The sequence below is a fragment of the Metabacillus idriensis genome, from assembly GCF_050483325.1.
Lineage (GTDB): Bacteria > Bacillota > Bacilli > Bacillales > Bacillaceae > Bacillus_P > Bacillus_P idriensis_A.
Genome location: NZ_JBCMYF010000001.1, coordinates 219,763 through 236,831, shown reverse-complemented (window position 1 = coordinate 236,831; position 17,069 = coordinate 219,763). Strand labels below are relative to the sequence as shown.

The following is a 17,069-nucleotide window of genomic DNA, read 5'->3' as shown; positions in this document are numbered from 1 at the left end:
GAACTTTCCCCCTACTTATATTGCTCAAGCAGCGAGCTCAATTGATACTTTCTCCCCTTTGTTTCACCTGAATGTTCAAATGCCCGCAGCAGATTATAAGCAGAAGACTTTGATGGCAGCTGCAAAAATTCACGCGCCTGCTTATTTGTAATCTCACGTGAAATCAAGAGAGCATAATCAATCAGCGATTGAAGATACACATTTCGCGAGGAAAAGCGGCAATTTTGACAACTCCAAGAGGAAAATGTTCTTTCCATAGGAAGCAGGCTGCATGCCGGGCAATAAACACCCTGAATAAGATCCGTTGCATTCAGATTGAATTTGGGCAGGATATTCTGAATGAAAACTGTATGTTTTTTTAACAGAACCCTTGACAGTCTATTCCATTCTTTATCAGACAGGATGTCATTCGGGTAACTGGACTCCAGTTTTTTTATGAATGAAGGAAGATTTGCACTATGAATAATGGTTTTCTTCAGGGAAGATGAGGCTTTAATAATACTCGAGGGATTGCTGATGACAATAAGGCTTTTAAACGGAGGGCAAGTAAGATTATTTTGCTGAAGGAATTGCTTCAGCAGAGTTTCCTGCCGGCCGACTTGCAATCGCGGGTCTGAAAAGCCCGTTTCAACACCATTCAAAGTGCGAATAAGCTGACTGAAATGTTCGTCAAATTAAAGAGTTCCCAGAATATTTTTCGTTTCGATTAAAAGAAGGAGATTTTTTGAAACAAGCAGAGAATCAATTTGGAAAACATGAGGGCCAATCTCCAGTCGTAAACCGTGGTAAATGTAATACTTTTTTTGATCAATCATGGCAATCTGATAATCGACAGACTTTTCGCCATTATAGCCTGCCTTGCTTTTTGCCAATTCCTTAAGAATGTAAGAACGTTTCGGATGGTTTGCGGGGATTCTCCTGAGCAAAGCTTCGTATTGAAGGATGATGATGGGGATTTTTCGTTCTTTTTTTATCATATCTAGCTCCTTTCGGGATGATTATAGCATTCTTAATTTGTGATGAGAATAAAGAATTTAAGGAAAGTCCCTTTTCTCCAACAAATAACGCAGGAGCCTGCGCGCCAAAACAAGCCTCTTGCTAGTAATCAAATTAATTAGCAGGGTTTTGCAATTAATTCATGGGGTTTGCGATTTAATTGGAGGGGTTTTGAAATTAATTCATGGGGTTTCAAGATTAATTGGAGTTAAATGTGAACTTCCTACTTTATGCTACCTGATTAAAGTGCCGGATCACCGTTGCGTTACAGCGTTAGCGAACTGGGAGTCAGGCACTTTTTATGATTTATTACAACTGCTACCCAGAGATGTTCTTGACGCTGTGAAACCTGTCCTGTTATTCTAAGTCCATTGTTCAGATTAATACATAATTGCTGGAGGTTTATTTTGAAACACACAGGAAATACAACAGGTAACAATAAATGGGTATTACTGGCCATATTATTTGTTTGCTTTGCAGCATCTTTTCTATTTGTTCATCACAACTACTCCTTCTATGAACGCCCTATAGCAGAAGTAGTCAAAACAAAACAGACAGATGCATCAAACATAGTGGATATGCACGACAACCATGATCGTCTCTTTAGTCAGGAGATCACAGCCAGGCTGAAAAATGGAGAAGACAAAGGAAAGCTGATCCATTTAACCAATGAATATTCATCATCCGGAGGTTTTGATCAAGAGTATCATGTTGGAAATGAATTGTTTGTGTTAATTGATGAAAAAACAGATGAAGCTTTAACCGGTACAATTAAAGATGTAAAGCGTGATAAATACCTTTTAATTGCAGCATGGCTTTTCATCTTTACCTTATTGATAGTCGGAAAAAAACAAGGACTGTTTTCTGTGATCAGTCTGGCAGTCAACGGCATCATCTTATCCTACGCTTTAGACGTTTATTTGAATACAACAGGTATTGATTTATTACTGATCTGCGGCATCAGCGCCATTTTATTTACGGTTATTTCCCTGATCCTCGTTAACGGGTTTAATGGAAAAACGTTTGCAGCTATTATTGCGACACTTTTAGGTACGTTTATTTCCTTGTTCATTGCCATGTTTGTCATAAAGGCAACGGCAGGAAACGGTCTTCGATATGAAGAGATGCAATTTCTGACCCGTCCCCCTAAAGTCGTATATATGGCGGGAGTTCTCGTTGGATCTTTGGGAGCGGTTATGGATGTAGCCATTACAATGTCTTCCTCTATTTATGGACTGTATGAAAAGAATAACAACATTTCCATAAAAGCATTGAAAGCTTCAGGTATGGAAATCGGAAAAGATATTATGGGACCGATGACGAATATTTTGTTTTTCGCCTATATAAGCGGCTCCATCCCCATGCTGCTTTTGTATTTAAAAAATTCTTCACCGCTCGGATTCACCCTATCCATGAATCTTTCATTGGAATTGGCCCGGGCTTTGGCCGGCGGAATTGGAATCGTATTAACAATCCCAATCGGCCTGTATACCTCTATTTTTTTCATTAAAAGAAAGAGGGCAAAAGTATGAATGTATTAGTCATCCTCGCATCCATTTTGTTACTATTAATGATTCTAATTGGCGGAAGAAAAGGGGCAAGGTCATTTATCGCTTTATTTCTAAATTTCGGCGTTCTCTTTTTCACGATTCTCTTTATGGCAGATCCAAATCTTGATCCGATTATTTTAACCTTGGCAGCATGCGCAGTAATTAGTTGTATTAATTTATTTTTTATAAACGAAGTGAACAAAAAAACAACCACTGCTTTTATATCAACTATTATTACGCTTGCCATTATGTTCGTTGTTATTGTTATGTTCACAGATCAAACAATGATTCAGGGATTTGGCGAAGAGGAATCCGAAGAACTAAGCATGTTCTCCAGGTATATTGGGGTGGATTTTATTAGAATAGGTGCTTCCGTGATTATCATGAGCACGATCGGAGCCATTACTGACATTGCTATTTCCATAACATCCCCGATGCACGAAATTGTCAAACATAACCCGTCCATAAGCAGAAAAGACTTATACGCATCAGGGATAGAGATCGGAAGAGACATTCTTGGGACAAACACAAATACGTTGTTTTTTGCCTTCTTTGGCAGCTATTTGGGACTGCTGATCTGGTTTAAAGAATTATCTTACTCCCTTGGAGACATCGTAAATTCAAAAGTATTCAGCGCTGAAATCATCACGATCCTTTGTGCCGGGATAGGTGTAGCCATCATCATTCCCATCGCCTCCTGGATTGCCTCAGCCTTTTACATCAAGAAAATAGAAACAGCGGAACAAGATAAATAAAGTGCAGGATCAAATGAATAGAAGATAAGGGGCTGTGCAGAAAGTCGGTTTTAACTGAATTTCTTCACAGCCTTTATTGTGTCAATCATGTTGAAAAAAGGTGCCTGACTCCCATTGCGTTATGGCGTTAACGGGGTTTCTAAATGAATTGGAGTTAAAATCCCTCTACCTATATTGCTCAAGCAGCGAGCTCAATTGAAACTTTTCCCCCTTCGTTTCACGATCAGCACACCCTTCAAAGTACTCATTTTTTGACTATATTTACAATTGATAAATTCAGGTATGAAACTGCTGCATGCAGAGAAATTTTGATACAATATCCTCTTTTTCAGAAAAATTGCTTATTACATATTACCCTGCTTACACTAGGAATTTTAACGTTTCTCTTTCTTATGTACTTACATTTTAACGCCTAATGTGAAGAGGTTTACAAATGCTTAACTTGTTAAAAAAATTAGTTGTAGACTATCATTTCTAATAGAGAAATAAATTTCCATTTCCCTCTAAAATTACAGCCCGGTACTGCATCGCGTTTGATGTTAACCTCTCACCTATCAAAAATGAGAGATTGATATAAAAATTATATATAGGAGGCATTTACATGCTGAAAAAAGCGTCGCTGTTTGTTTTTGCACTGTTTATCTCATTAACTTTATTCCTGCCGGAAGCCTATGCTCTGCCGCCCGGAACTCCTTCCAAATCCACGGCACAATCGCAGCTGAACGCGCTGACCGTGAAGACAGAGGGCTCCATGACCGGCTACTCCCGTGACAAATTTCCCCATTGGATCGGTCAAGGAAACGGCTGTGACACCCGCCAGCTGGTTCTTCAGCGTGATGCCGACTACTACAGCGGCAGCTGCCCTGTGACGTCCGGCAAGTGGTACAGCTACTACGACGGTGTAACGTTCTACGATCCTTCAGATCTTGATATCGATCATGTCGTCCCTCTTGCCGAGGCGTGGCGTTCCGGCGCAAGCAGCTGGACAACAGACAAACGCGAAGACTTTGCCAACGACTTAAGCGGCCCGCAGCTGATTGCTGTAAGTGCCAGCACCAATCGTTCCAAAGGTGACCAGGATCCATCTACGTGGCAGCCGCCTCGTTCCGGCGCAGCCTGCGGATACTCAAAGTGGTGGATCAGTACGAAGTACAAATGGAGTTTAAGCCTGCAGTCTTCAGAGAAAACAGCGCTTCAGAGCATGCTCAATAGCTGCTCTTATTGATTGTCCCGCTGTTCGAATGAAAAAAAAGAATGGAGGTGCTTTTATGGAAAAGAAGTCAACCACTTTTACAGCATCCCACGGTGTCATGACCTCTGAAGTTGGCGTAGTCAGCGGTGACCTTGAGCTTGTCACAACGTGCGGCGATGACGGCGACCTTACTCTTGCCATCACATATGTTGGAGCTGAGGAGTGGTATTCCCTTCCTGGTGAGAAATACCGGTTGTATGACTTGCGTGATCACGTGGTCATTCACGAGATGCTTGTCAGGGTACTTGAGCGCCCATAAGCATGTACTCGAATTAATTCGCTGGGTTTTGCAATTAATTCATGGGGTTTGCCATTTAATTGGAGGGGTTTTGAAAATAATTCGCGGGGTTTCAAAATGAATTGGAGTTAAATGTGAACTTTCCCATTGAATGAATTAAAAAAGTGCCTGATCCCCGTTGCGTTACTACGTTAGCAAACTGGGGGTCAGGCACTTTTTTCCGGAGACTGCGCATCAAAACGGGCACCTGTATGTACTTCACTGAAGTCGGAAATGATTTCATAGTGTTTGTGCCTAATAGCAAAATCAGGTCCTTAGTAATACTCCACTACAAAACCTAAGTATTAAGCAGTGTTTTAACTGTGATTTTTTTACATAGTTTTATATAAATGGTAAATCATTCTTGTCGAAGAATGGTTCCCGAATAGAATAATAGGAAGCTTTAATAATATGAAAAAACATTTATTATCCAGTATTTTAGCAATCGGACTTATCACTTCATCTGTTCCGGGAGCATCGCTGAAAGTAAAGAATTACCTTATGTAAATGATATTCTTCAAATGCAGCCTGCCGTTTCTTCATCAGAATTATTATCCAGTGTTAAATCTATAGCCAAAAATACTGGAGATACTCAAGAAGCAGTCCTGACACAAATTTATAAAGAGCTGAAGCAAGATCGTGCTCAAGGATTACAGGAAAAACGTAATTCTGGAAAAATGGGCACAATGGGAGGCAGTGGAGGAACTGTATCGGTTGGGAAGAGCACAAAAGGCAACTTTTACTATACTGCATCACAGACAGCTTATTTAAACCATGGTCATGTAGGAATGTATTATGCCAGCAGTACAATAGTTGAATCTGTTCCAAACACTGGAGTTCGCACAATCTCAACAACATCCAGAAAAGTAGACCAAGGCGATGCACAGGTTAAGTCTGTAACAACATCCTCAACAAATCGAAATAATGCAGCAAACTGGGCTTACAGCCGGGTAGGAGTAGATGGATATTCACTTAACTTTGCTACGAATCGCCAAACTTCTCACACTGGAGATAAAAACTGCTCAAAATTAATTTGGTCAGCCTATAAATTAAATGGTAATCTGGACATAGATGTTGATAAAGGGCTTGGAGTATACCCTAGAGATGTTCGTGATTCTAAAGACACTAAACTAGTTCGCAATATTTAAAATATGTTGAAAGGCAATAAGTTAAGTTGACACTTGTTGCCTTTCCTATTAATGGGAGAATATGATGAAAAAAATAGTCATGTCAGGTTTAGCCATTTTTATTTTAGCTGGAGGAATCATTTTCTATATCTTCTCTAATCAGAGTCTTGAAGCATCACAAACCATTGAAAAAGAAGCCATCCAACAAGAAAAATTTTTAAATGACAAACAAGCCGTTATTTATTTTTCTACCACAGCTGACCAGGATATGGATGATAAAGGAATAAGTTATGCGGTCTTTATAAATGATAATGGTCAAGCAGATGCATATAAAATGAACGGACTTGAATTAGGGAATGTATCGGCTGGTGAAAACGAAGTTTTATTAGTAGATAAAAATAAACTTAGATTAATAGGTGATTCATATAAAGAATTCGATATGAAAAGGCCTCAGTTTACCGGAGAAAGAACTGGTTATTTGGAGAAACAAGATCTATATTTTAGTATCTTTAATACCGGAATAAACAACGATGGAGGATATGATTCCAATGTGTACTTTGGAAACAGCGGCGGTTTTAAAAACGATAACATCCCCTATTACATACTAGCCTCTGGTTCAGATCAGAATGAAGTGCCTATATTGACACATGACGTTGAGAAAAATCAATATCACTTCAGAAAAGTAACATTTACAGATAATGGGGTAAGCGTTCAAGAGATTGTTCCACTCGAGAACGAAAAAGGATCAGAATTCGCTAATTTATCGCCAATCGTAAGTGATGAAGAATACTATTATGTAGTGCTCAGTGAAATAGTAAACGATACAAGTGCTAACACTGTACTTGTTCAAATAAATAAAAAAACGCAGGCACAAGAAAAAATAAATTTAACTACATATAAAAATGAAGATAACCTATCTGCTACCATACCTTATAACGCAAAAAACTCTGCCTATCTAAATAACGGGGTCCTTTATTATGCGAATGGATTAGGCGAGGTGTATGCATTCGACACTAAGACTAAAAAATCAAGGATCACATTTACTATCGAGGAAGCACCACAGGACGGTGTGAGACATAATGAGGAAACATTCTTTAAAGATAATCATTTACATGTCGTTAGATTCAATGAAAAAGCCAACAATAAATATTCAATAGAGAAGTATTCATTAGATAATGGTGACAAAATGGATGAATATGAAATTAAAGGCCTTGAGGATATTTTAAATTCTGTACGCGGAAAATCTATTTATTCATATGATTTAAAAGTATTTTAAGGGAAAACCCAGGCTGCTTGCCTGGGTTTTCTGCAATAATAAATTTCCTATCAAAAAATAATCCCCAATCCCGCAAACGCCAAATCCTCACACTCCACCTTCTGTACGTAACTGTCTTTCTCAAATCGATGTGTATACCTGCTCAGTTTGACCATGCCTACATCGTTCTTTGTATAGAAGATAACTGTCGGTCTTTCATTTTCATAAAAGAAAACCGGTCTGAGGGAAGGCGGGATTGTTTTAAATTCAGTCCATTCACCAAGTGTATACAAATAGTCTGTGACACTGTTTGCCTCTCTATATTCTTCCTCATCTATCGGCAAAATATCGCCCGCACTCCAATAGCACCCGTGCCACAGCGCGCCGAACTCCCCGATTTCATGATAGGCAATCGCTGCCTGCAAGTAGGATAACGGCGAATAATCCCCGTCCACTGCCTGCATGACATGATCATAGGCAAAGTCCGGTTTCGGGTGCTCCAAACTATGCTCGTCTGAATACATGCATTCTTCCGGCGGCGGCAGTTCCCGGTCATGCGGAATGGCGTAAACCGCAGCATTTCCATTTCCTCCAGCTGTATATTGATAGGCTCTCAGCTTATACCCTTTTCGAATCTTCAGCTGTGAAAAGCTTTGAATCACACGTTCAGGATTATCTCTGGAAACCGCCCATCCTTCATTGTCATTGTAATACGTGGTAAAAGGACCTTGATATAGATTAGGACGAGTCGCAGCAACCGTAAATTCGAAGATCTCAGATAGATCTTGTGGTTTAACCTCCTGCACATACAATTGCCTGAGATCTTCAATCATAGAATGCTTTTTAGCTGTCAACTGAGGACATACATGATAATAATCGCCATTTTGATTCTTTTTACCGAACGAAGGAATGCCTGCTTGCTTGATTCGCTCCATCCAGCTGCTTTTCAGCTCTTTTAAAAAGGTGTATGTACTACTGCTGTTTAATCCCCACCCGATGCAAATCCAAGGATTCTTATTCAGCTCACTCAGCGGAACCTCCATCTCAGAAGGAAGAACGATCCCTCTTCCTCCAAAATATTCAATTTGAGCAATGGCTTCCCTGTCCTTCGTATTTTGGAGCGTAAACAAATTATACAAATGAATTCTTCCATTTAAAGGCTCAAGATGATAAAAGGCTTCAACCACTTTCACCACTTGTTTCATCGTGGGATCCATGGACATTTGTACGAAAACACTTTCTCCATCGCGCAAATCCTTTACAGCCTCATGACTGGCACTTCCAGGATTCAGCAGCAAAAAACTGCCGATTGACTTTTCGCTCTCACCCCATTGAAGATAAGCAGACTGGCGGAATAGATGATTCTTTTTTTTCAGAAACGTTCCGAATGCTTTTGGCTGGTACATGAATTTGTCACCCCTAATATCAAAAATTTAGATCTCTACTTCACTGAATACCACCGATCCTTAAACGTCTTACTGTCTAACTGACAGACTCCTTGAGCCACAAGCTGATCCATCACCATCGCTGCATATACAAACGACTTCGGTTTTCCGGAGTCATAATATCCTTTAAATGGATGACTGTACTGATCGATCTCCTCACAGATTTCGAGCACACTTATCGTTCCTGTATTTTCTAATAACCGAATAATCTCTCGGTGAATCTCATCCGCGAGTGGAGACTTCACTTTTGGAATCACTGTTAACTTCTTTGGGGCGGCTCTTGTTATCGTTGAAACTGCTGAAGACTGCCGCAGTCCCGCTTTCTCCTTCAAAATCATTCGATTAAGTCTATTAATCTGCCTGTTTAACAAAGGCAGATCGAGGTCAAGGAGATCCTGCACCTCTTCAGGAAAATCAAGGTTCATTGCTTTCGCTTCTGAAAGAATCTTTTGATCCCAGCCATTCATTACTTTATATAGAAGTTCATCCAGTTCAAAATCAATCTGCGTAAACCCTTTGATAATATCCTTCACCACAGATGCCGGAATCCCGGTATGAAATTCAAAATGATCTTTTCCAAATTTCTTGATCTCGCCTGTCTCTGTATTCTTTACAATATACTGAAACCTCAGCGGCATCCCGCACTCACAGCGAAACGGACGATTCCCGAGACCGCCATCAAGCAGCTCAATAAATTCCCAGTCGTTAATTCCCCGGTCAAGCTCCTGCTCAGAACCACTGTAAGTCCCCTTGCTTTTCACAAGCTCATTTGAAAAAAGAGCCCTTTTTCCGCGCTTTAATCGATCAAGCAAATACATCCGCTGCTCTTCTGTCAACTCTTCAAGAATCTCAGCCCGTTCCTCCGCTTCAAAATAAAAATCCATGGATGCCACCTCCTCTGCGTACTATTCGCCCTTATCCAAAGTTTTCCTTGTTAAGATTCTATTAATTTTACAAATGAAATTGCAGGGGCAAATCAGCCGTATTCCTTTTCCATATCATATGGTCACACCCTTCTCCCCAATAATTCTGAAGCAAATAATCAGGGTCGCCAAACTTCTTCTTCCAGACTTTCTGTGCACTCGAATAACCACTATCGAGGCAAAATTCACTGATCCCTTTATTCTGCAAAGTTAGAAGCATGACATTTAAAAGGAGAGTCCCTATCCCTTGTCGTTGATAATCGGGATGAACAAAAACCGTCCCTACCTCATTCAATTCGCCTAACGCGCCATCTGTACAGCTGACAATCAGCTCACTTACAGGACCATATTCAATACAACCGACAATCTCTTTTCCATCTAAACCTATTAAAAAAAACCGATTCTCCCCGCTGCTTTCCAAATCAGCTTTTAAGTATTGTTTCTTGCACGCCAGTTCATCTTTCATGTCCCCTGCCATATCTGATATTCCTTCTTTTTCAAACGTATCCGCAATGACTTTACTGAAAAATTGATTCAGCTCGTCTCTATCTTCTATACTAGGTCTCCTAATATCAATTTTCATATCACTCACTCCCTGACCTTTTAAACAATTCCACTCATCCTATTCCACCTTCTGCTAGGTTTATCCTTCATCTTTCGCTACAATTAAGAGAGGGAGATGATTTGATGATTAAAAATGAAACCATACATATTAGACCTTTTACACTGGAGGACGCAGAAGCAAGACTTCAGCTGCAGCTCAAAAACAGCGCGTTCTTTGAACAATTCTCCATGATCCGCACACCTGACTTTTACACCCTGGAAACACAGCGCACCATGATAGAAGAATACGACCAAAAAAGCAAAGAAGACACCGAATATCAATTCGGCATCTTCCTGAATGAGAACAATCGCTTACTCGGCACCATCAGCCTCTTCCAAGTCATGCGCAGTTCTCTGCAAAACGCGGTGCTCGGCTATTTCCTTGACCAAGACCATAACGGAAAAGGCTACACAACCCAAGCAGTCAAATTACTTGTTCAATACGCTTTTGAAGAACTCAAACTCCACCGCATCGAAGCCGGCGTCATGCCGCACAATATTGGATCTATCCGAGTATTGGAGAAAGCAGGATTTCATAAAGAAGGACTTGCGAGAAAGAATGTGAAGATTAACGGGAAGTGGGAGGATCATGAGGTGTTGGCGATCTTGAATCCTGCTGATGAATAAAAGATGCCTATTCTCGGAGTCAACATGACACAGGAGGGTGCGCTCCAAAACAAGCTTCCAGCGTATATTCAATTTAATTCGCAGGGTTTAGTCATTAATTCATGGGGTTTGCCATTTAATTGGAGGGGTTTTGAAAATAATTCGCGGGGTTTCAATATTAATTGGAGTTAAATGTGAACTTTCCCGATTCTTTACTTTGGAAAGCATCTACTAAGAAATAAAAGAGGTCCGTTCACTTTGAACGAACCTCTTTTCCTTACTTATTGTCCTCAACTAAATGCTTCAGCATCGACAGCTTATTCTCCCAGAACTTCTCATAATAAGCGAGCCACTGCTTCACTTCAGTTAACGGTTCGGGGTGCAGCTGGTAGATCTTTTCACGCCCTTCTTTTCTGCCGGATATGAGTTCAGCTTCCGTCAATATCTGAAGGTGCTTAGTCACAGCTGTTCGGCTCATATCGAAGTGTTCAGCGATTTCAGTTATCGGCCGTTCATCTTCTGCGAGCAGCCTCAATACTTCTCGTCTTGTTGGATCAGCGATTGCTTTAAAGACATCGTGTTTTTCTGCCGGTGCCGCCACTTAGACCTCAACTACCTTTTTCAATCTTTCATTAACAATCCCAACCCAGCCGCCATTCATGCGGTCATGAATAACCGAACTCTTTTCATTCGCTTTTCCAATCACATCATCGTCTTCTTTCCATCCGCTGTGAATCAAGGTGAACTCTGTCTGATCTCCTTTTTCTTCTAAAAGAAACGTTACGACCCAGCCATCGTTATCCCATGCAAAGGAAAGCTTGTACGGCTCATCGATCACTAACACTTTACACGGTGAAGGACCAAAAGGGGACTGAATATGAAACTCATGTCCTTCCTCAGCTTTAAAGTCATTTGGCATGAACCAAGCTGACATACCTTCCGCTGTTGATACAGAATCCCACACTTTTTGAATCGGTGCGTTGAAGATCGCAGTTTGTTTAATATCCGGTAATGTTGCCATGAACGTTCATCTCCTACAATAAATATATAACCATTTGGTTGTACGTTTAGAATATAACACCTTTTGGTTGTATGTCAACATATGAAAGAGGAACTTATCCTACTAGTGGAGAATATTTACAAACGGATTTTTTTAAGAGGAAAGAAATGAAACGAGGGCAACCACAATGACACAACCCAAATCAACGAATAAACGAAACCATCTGCCAATAGATGTGAATGAAGTAGTAGACATCTACTTGAAGATGATAGAGGAAAGACTGCCCAGCGTGCTGGAATCTTTCTATCTCTACGGATCCGTTTCATTAGGTGCTTATCAAGAGGGAGTAAGCGACTTGGATTTTTATGCTGTTGTAAAAGAAAAGCTGACTGAAACTGATGTTGAGATCTTAAAGCAGGTTCATTTAGACATAAAAAAACAGTTTCCAATGCCAAGTTTAGATGGCATGTATGTGACGCGTGATGATCTAGAAGGACGAACCGAAAGAGAGTCCTCATGTCCGTATTTTAATGAAGGCAAACTCCAGATGTACCGGCCTTTCCGCCGAAACTGGATTGATGCTTACCAACTAAAGACATACGGCATCACAATAAAAGGACTTCCAATCAAAACATATAACTTACCCGCAGATTGGAAGCATTTAAAAACGAACTTGGTTGAAAACATCAATGGCTATTGGCTCAACTGGATGAAGGATTGTGAACGTGTCACATCACTCCAATTCCCGGGTCTATATGTGAACGCCAACATGATTGAGTGGGGCGTACTTGGAGTATCAAGGCTTCTTTACTCCATTCGAGAAGAAGATATCACATCAAAAGTGGGGGCCGGGAAATATGCGCTGCGCACGGTTCCAGAAGAGTATCACCAAATCATCACAGAAGCGCTGCGCATTCGGAATGGGAAAAAGTTCTCTCTTTATAGATCGATGATTAAGAGAAGAAATGATGCTTTGAAATTTATGAAGTTTGTGATAAAAGAGTGTAATCTTTTGTAAGAAAGGTATCTGTTTCCGCTCCAAAACAATCCTGCTGCATATATTCAATTTAATTCACAGGGTTTTGTCATTAATCCATGGGGTTTGCCATTTAATTGGAGGGGTTTTGAAAATAATTCGCGGGGTTTCTAAATGAATTGGAGTTAAATGTGAACTTTCTCACTGCATGAACCTCTACCTATATTGCTCAAGCAGTGAGGTCCAAAAAAACGTGCCTGCCCCCTGTTGCGTTAGCAAACTGGGGGAAAGGCACCTATTCCACTCAATAGTGACATGCACTCAAAATCAATCATTTAGCCATAACTCTACATCATCAACATCATTATCTTCATCTTTTGAAATTTCATCGACTCCCGTTCTTTTTGTTCAAGTTAATTATCTAATGACTTCATAGACTGTTCGATTACTTTTCTTAAGTTTGCTTCATTAAAATTCTTAATATTGATCCACCCTCTTTTATCTACTGAATAAGAGTGGACATCTGAAAAATACTTTCCACATACATAACCATTTCCAGTTTCAGTAGAAAATTGAGTGATGACAGTTTTCTGACGTTTTTTTGCATTTGGATGTTTATATGAGATCCTGATGTTATCTTTGTGTTTTCTTTCAATTAGTGATGAATAACTTTTGAAGATTGATAGTTTTTCTGAGACTGAAAGCATATAAAACTCCTTTCATTTCTGATAATACATACCTCATTTTTAATAATACTGGAAATCATTAAAGAGAGTTGATTTTAAATAAATTTAAAACCGCCCAAAAATGAGGACGGTTGACTCTTAAATACTATTTTAAAACCTTACTATCCTTTTTCTCAAAATACTCATGCAAACGATACTCACAAATCTCCTTTGTCCATCTGTACAATTGCAACGCATCATTTTCATTCACTGAAAGATTAAAAGAGAATTTACCTTCATTAAAGATAACCAATCCATTCGAACTTCCGCTCCATTTAGTCATCGGCATATCTCTTATGAGTTTGGATACTTTATTCAAATCTCCGTTCCACATTTCCATTGCTGCTTTTCCTGAAAAATCAATGTTTCTTCTATATTCTTTTTCGGTCAAATAGTTAAAGAAAAATGGCGCCGTCTCTTCCGAAGTAACAGGCTTCAGCCAGTTTTCAGGACCTTTGTTAAGCATATAGAGAAGCACGATCATTTTGTAGCTCTTCGTCATCCCTGTCTTCTCAACTTCAGTAAACCAATCCTTATATGCTTCAAAAACCCTTCTCTCATTTTCATTGAGCTCATCTGCCCAATTTAAGAAAGCTGGGTAAGATTTAAACTCACTTTTATAAGCTGAAGCTGGCTCTGCTCCCTTTAAATGAAGCTCTAAATAAGATGGTCTTTTCCCTAGTTCTTCTTTTACCTTATTGTAATTAGCCAGCAGCATCTCTTTTCTCGACTGCTTCTTCCTCATCATTTCATTCAGCAAATCAATGACTTTCATCTCTAAATCAAGCACACAATTTGCAGGCAACGTTGGCAAAACACCAGAATTTTTCTTATCAAATGCTAATGGAACCCTTAATAAACTAAGCTTTAGGTCTGCATTTCGATAGTTTCCGATTAAATCGATAATGACACATTTTTCTTTATCAGGATGAAGCCTTAGTCCGCGTCCTATTTGCTGGGTAAACACGGTCAATGATTCTGTCGGTCTTACAAATAAAAGAGTGTCTACAGACGGGATATCAACCCCTTCATTGAAAAGGTTCACTGTGAAAATCGCATCCAGTTCCCCTCGATCAAGCTGTTCTATAAAGAAATTCCGATTGAGTACTTTGTACTGTGAATGCAGGCTTACTGTTCTGTATCCTCTATCTGAAAAAGCCTGTGATAAAAAGTCAGCTTGTCGAATAGAAGAACAAAAGACGATCGTCCGTGACTGTTTATGAGTCTCCCAGGCCTCTATGATTTTATCAGCCATCCCTTGTCTGAGCTGTGCGGCCAATAGCTCTTCTTCATCATATCTTGTACCCAGCCACGAAATCCTGGAGTAATCTGTATCATCGTATACACCAACATACTTAAATGCAGACAGCCAATCCTTTTCAATCGCTTCAAGAAAGTCAATTTTATACGCAACATTTCCTTTACAGAGATCGTACACATCTCGATTATCATTGCGATCTGGAGTGGCTGTAATTCCCAGAAGAAATGTTGGTTTGAAATAATTGATAACTTTTTGGTAGGAAGCTGCAGCCGCATGATGAAATTCATCTACAATAATTAAATCAAACTCATGCGGATCAAACACTTCTAAATGCTTTTTTCTGCTTAAGGTCTGGATAGAAGCAAAAATTATAGATGCTTTTGAATCTTTTATTCTGCCATTATAGATTCCGAGCGAACGATTTTGGATGATCTTTTCAAAAGAAGACTTTGCCTGATAAAGAATTTCTTCTAAATGAGCGATAAATAAAATCCTTGGAAACTTCTCTGCAAAAAATCCCGCTAAGTATGTTTTCCCCAATCCGGTTGCCATTCCGATCATTGCGGAATCGTATCCTGATTAATAGACCGTGTTTAATTCTTAATGCTTCGATTTGTGCAAATCTTGGCTGTATGGATCCGTAAATGACGGGAGGCTCTTTAACAATATCTGCTTTTTCGTCTGAAACAGGAAGCATTAAATCCTGTTCTTCTAATGTCGTCCACTTTTTCACGAGTTGAGGAGTTTTCACATGGAAGATTTCATATTCTGACTTATACAATTCTGCCGTCACTTTATTTAAAGAAATCGTCTGTCCATGATGAAAAACTTCAAGAAACGTCTGAGCTGCGGTTAAAAATAAGTCCCCATCAGACTCTTCATCTACTTCTACGTTCCATTCATAACCCTTCGTTAGAGCAGACCTAGAAAGATTAGAAGAACCAATAATTGATGTCCCATTTCTCTCATCTTCAAATAAATAGGCTTTTGGATGAAAACTGACTCCATTGCTTTTCCACATCCGAACTTCAATTGATGGATGGATTGCAGCAAGCTTCTCGATCGCTTCAGGCTGAGTAATATACAAATAATCTCCTGTACAGATTTTGATGTCGGCGTTCCGCTCAGCTGCTTTCAGCAATGGCTTCTCTAGTAAATCCACGCCAGATTTCATGAGAAAGGATGTTAAGATATAAATGGTATCAGCTGTTTCTATTTTTTCGATCAGCCGCTCAACAAGTTGATTGGTTATTAACTGAACTCTACTCAATCTTCAACATCCACCAAGAAAATTCGTTCTTCGAATCCCACGCGTTTCTCAGCTTTCCTCTTGCGAATTTCTTCTACTTCATGAATGGAAGAACCATGAACAGCAGCGAACGCATGGAGAATCTCAAGGACATCTGCAAGCTCCTCCAAAGCTTCTTCATTAGTTTCAGCTGACATATACTCTTCAAGTTCTTCATAACTTTTCTTTTTCAATTCTTTTATGTAGTCTTCTTGAGTCAATATTGTCGTATTAAATGATTTTCCTGTACGTTCGATTACTTCCGGAATACGGTCTCGGACTAGTTTGTTGTAGGTTGGCATTAGAGAACTCCTTCAAGACATATTTTTTCTAATTAATCCCTATTTTACAGGATTAGAGATAATAGAAAAATCTTTTTCGACTTGTTCTCTATGATAAAATATAATTGAAATTATTTACGAGGAGGATTCCACCTTGAAAAAATCACTAAAAGTCGTCGCAGCAATCATCGAAAATGATCAAAACGAAATCCTCTGCGCGTTAAGATCTCCAGAGATGGCCATCCCGAACATGTGGGAGTTTCCTGGCGGGAAGGTCGAGAAGGATGAAGATATTTATTCTGCTTTGATTCGAGAGATTAATGAGGAATTAGGATGTACGATTGAAACTGATTATTTATTTCACGAACATACTCATGAATATGAAACCTTTATCATTACTCTTTTATGCATTAAAACTCGGATCACTGAAGGGTCTCCTGAGCCGAGTGAGCATTCTAAATTGATTTGGCTGAAGCGTGAAAATCTTGCTTCATTAAATTGGGCACCAGCTGATGTTCCGGCAGTTGAAGCTTTAATAAACGAAAAAATAGTCTTCTCACATTGAGAAGACTATACTTTTTAAACGAACAACTTATTTACTTCATCCTTCTTTTTCAGAGAGATTACATACTGTACTTTATAATATTCTTGTCAATAATTTATCAAATTAAAAGTAACTTTTGAAAAATTATTTTATGTTTGGGGCCAATTAAAATCCTTTTTATAATACACACTCTTAAGCTTAGATA

General features: G+C 39.4%; 17 protein-coding genes and 2 pseudogenes. 9 read left to right on the top strand and 10 right to left on the bottom strand.

The features are described from left to right. Nucleotides 1–11: 11 nt before the first annotated feature. The gene (locus tag ABEQ24_RS01160) at nt 12–641 is read right to left on the bottom strand and encodes a hypothetical protein (RefSeq protein ID WP_430005050.1); all 630 of its coding nucleotides are present in this window, start codon (nt 639–641) and stop codon (nt 12–14) included. A 33-nt stretch (nt 642–674) separates the two neighbouring features. Beyond that, nucleotides 675–977 carry an NERD domain-containing protein gene (locus tag ABEQ24_RS01155; protein WP_430005049.1) on the bottom strand — a complete coding sequence of 101 codons (303 nt, stop codon included), beginning with the start codon at nt 975–977 and terminating at the stop codon, nt 675–677. A 423-nt stretch (nt 978–1,400) separates the two neighbouring features. Here ABEQ24_RS01155 and ABEQ24_RS01150 point away from each other — a divergent pair, with 423 nt between their 5' ends. The 6 genes and pseudogenes from ABEQ24_RS01150 to ABEQ24_RS01125 all read left to right on the top strand — a co-directional run bounded on the left by ABEQ24_RS01150 (nt 1,401) and on the right by ABEQ24_RS01125 (nt 7,233). Continuing rightward, complete coding sequence (locus ABEQ24_RS01150; RefSeq protein WP_430005277.1) at nt 1,401–2,528, top strand: YibE/F family protein; 1,128 nt, start codon at nt 1,401–1,403, stop codon at nt 2,526–2,528. Then, entirely contained in the window at nt 2,525–3,301 is a 777-nt protein-coding gene (locus ABEQ24_RS01145; protein ID WP_430005048.1) for a YibE/F family protein, read from the top strand. The genes ABEQ24_RS01150 and ABEQ24_RS01145 overlap by 4 nt, the downstream gene beginning before the upstream one ends. Nucleotides 3,302–3,902: 601 nt before the next feature. Then, nucleotides 3,903–4,526 (top strand): HNH endonuclease family protein, encoded by a 624-nt coding sequence (locus ABEQ24_RS01140; protein WP_430005047.1) that lies wholly within the window; start codon nt 3,903–3,905, stop codon nt 4,524–4,526. Between the two features lie 43 nt (nt 4,527–4,569). Further along, a complete protein-coding gene (locus tag ABEQ24_RS01135) occupies nt 4,570–4,812 on the top strand; it encodes a hypothetical protein (protein WP_430005046.1) in 243 nt (80 codons plus the stop codon). A 429-nt stretch (nt 4,813–5,241) separates the two neighbouring features. Next, nucleotides 5,242–5,978: pseudogene (locus ABEQ24_RS01130) on the top strand (hypothetical protein). Between the two features lie 64 nt (nt 5,979–6,042). Continuing rightward, nucleotides 6,043–7,233 (top strand): hypothetical protein, encoded by a 1,191-nt coding sequence (locus tag ABEQ24_RS01125; protein WP_430005045.1) that lies wholly within the window; start codon nt 6,043–6,045, stop codon nt 7,231–7,233. Nucleotides 7,234–7,283: 50 nt separating this feature from the next. On the opposite strand, the gene ABEQ24_RS01120 is transcribed toward ABEQ24_RS01125, so the two are convergent. The 3 genes from ABEQ24_RS01120 to ABEQ24_RS01110 all read right to left on the bottom strand — a co-directional run bounded on the left by ABEQ24_RS01120 (nt 7,284) and on the right by ABEQ24_RS01110 (nt 10,163). Then, the gene (locus ABEQ24_RS01120; RefSeq protein WP_430005044.1) at nt 7,284–8,618 is read right to left on the bottom strand and encodes a hypothetical protein; all 1,335 of its coding nucleotides are present in this window, start codon (nt 8,616–8,618) and stop codon (nt 7,284–7,286) included. A gap of 35 nt (nt 8,619–8,653) precedes the next feature. Further along, a complete protein-coding gene (locus ABEQ24_RS01115; RefSeq protein WP_430005043.1) occupies nt 8,654–9,541 on the bottom strand; it encodes a hypothetical protein in 888 nt (295 codons plus the stop codon). 67 nt (nt 9,542–9,608) lie between these two features. Beyond that, entirely contained in the window at nt 9,609–10,163 is a 555-nt protein-coding gene (locus tag ABEQ24_RS01110; RefSeq protein ID WP_430005042.1) for a GNAT family N-acetyltransferase, read from the bottom strand. Nucleotides 10,164–10,267: 104 nt separating this feature from the next. On the opposite strand from ABEQ24_RS01110, the gene ABEQ24_RS01105 reads away from it, so the two are divergent. Further along, nucleotides 10,268–10,810 (top strand): GNAT family N-acetyltransferase, encoded by a 543-nt coding sequence (locus ABEQ24_RS01105; RefSeq protein WP_430005041.1) that lies wholly within the window; start codon nt 10,268–10,270, stop codon nt 10,808–10,810. A gap of 256 nt (nt 10,811–11,066) precedes the next feature. Here the strand turns inward: ABEQ24_RS01105 and ABEQ24_RS01100 are convergent, their stop codons facing one another. Both ABEQ24_RS01100 and ABEQ24_RS01095 read right to left on the bottom strand, forming a co-directional pair. Continuing rightward, entirely contained in the window at nt 11,067–11,390 is a 324-nt protein-coding gene (locus ABEQ24_RS01100) for an ArsR/SmtB family transcription factor (RefSeq protein WP_430005040.1), read from the bottom strand. Then, entirely contained in the window at nt 11,391–11,810 is a 420-nt protein-coding gene (locus ABEQ24_RS01095; RefSeq protein WP_430005039.1) for an SRPBCC family protein, read from the bottom strand. Nucleotides 11,811–11,976: 166 nt separating this feature from the next. On the opposite strand from ABEQ24_RS01095, the gene ABEQ24_RS01090 reads away from it, so the two are divergent. Continuing rightward, nucleotides 11,977–12,807: an aminoglycoside adenylyltransferase domain-containing protein gene (locus tag ABEQ24_RS01090; RefSeq protein ID WP_430005038.1), complete on the top strand. Its 831-nt coding sequence runs from the start codon at nt 11,977–11,979 to the stop codon at nt 12,805–12,807. Nucleotides 12,808–13,178: 371 nt separating this feature from the next. Here the strand turns inward: ABEQ24_RS01090 and ABEQ24_RS01085 are convergent, their stop codons facing one another. The 3 genes and pseudogenes from ABEQ24_RS01085 to ABEQ24_RS01075 all read right to left on the bottom strand — a co-directional run bounded on the left by ABEQ24_RS01085 (nt 13,179) and on the right by ABEQ24_RS01075 (nt 16,341). Continuing rightward, nucleotides 13,179–13,472 carry a hypothetical protein gene (locus ABEQ24_RS01085; protein ID WP_430005037.1) on the bottom strand — a complete coding sequence of 98 codons (294 nt, stop codon included), beginning with the start codon at nt 13,470–13,472 and terminating at the stop codon, nt 13,179–13,181. 124 nt (nt 13,473–13,596) lie between these two features. Then, a pseudogene (locus ABEQ24_RS01080) lies at nt 13,597–16,021 on the bottom strand (DEAD/DEAH box helicase family protein). Beyond that, complete coding sequence (locus ABEQ24_RS01075; protein ID WP_430005036.1) at nt 16,018–16,341, bottom strand: nucleoside triphosphate pyrophosphohydrolase; 324 nt, start codon at nt 16,339–16,341, stop codon at nt 16,018–16,020. Before ABEQ24_RS01075 ends, ABEQ24_RS01080 begins: the two are co-directional and overlap by 4 nt. Before the next feature lie 133 nt (nt 16,342–16,474). Between ABEQ24_RS01075 and ABEQ24_RS01070 the strand changes: the two genes are divergently transcribed. Continuing rightward, nucleotides 16,475–16,885 (top strand): (deoxy)nucleoside triphosphate pyrophosphohydrolase, encoded by a 411-nt coding sequence (locus ABEQ24_RS01070; protein ID WP_430005035.1) that lies wholly within the window; start codon nt 16,475–16,477, stop codon nt 16,883–16,885. Nucleotides 16,886–17,069 lie beyond the last annotated feature (184 nt).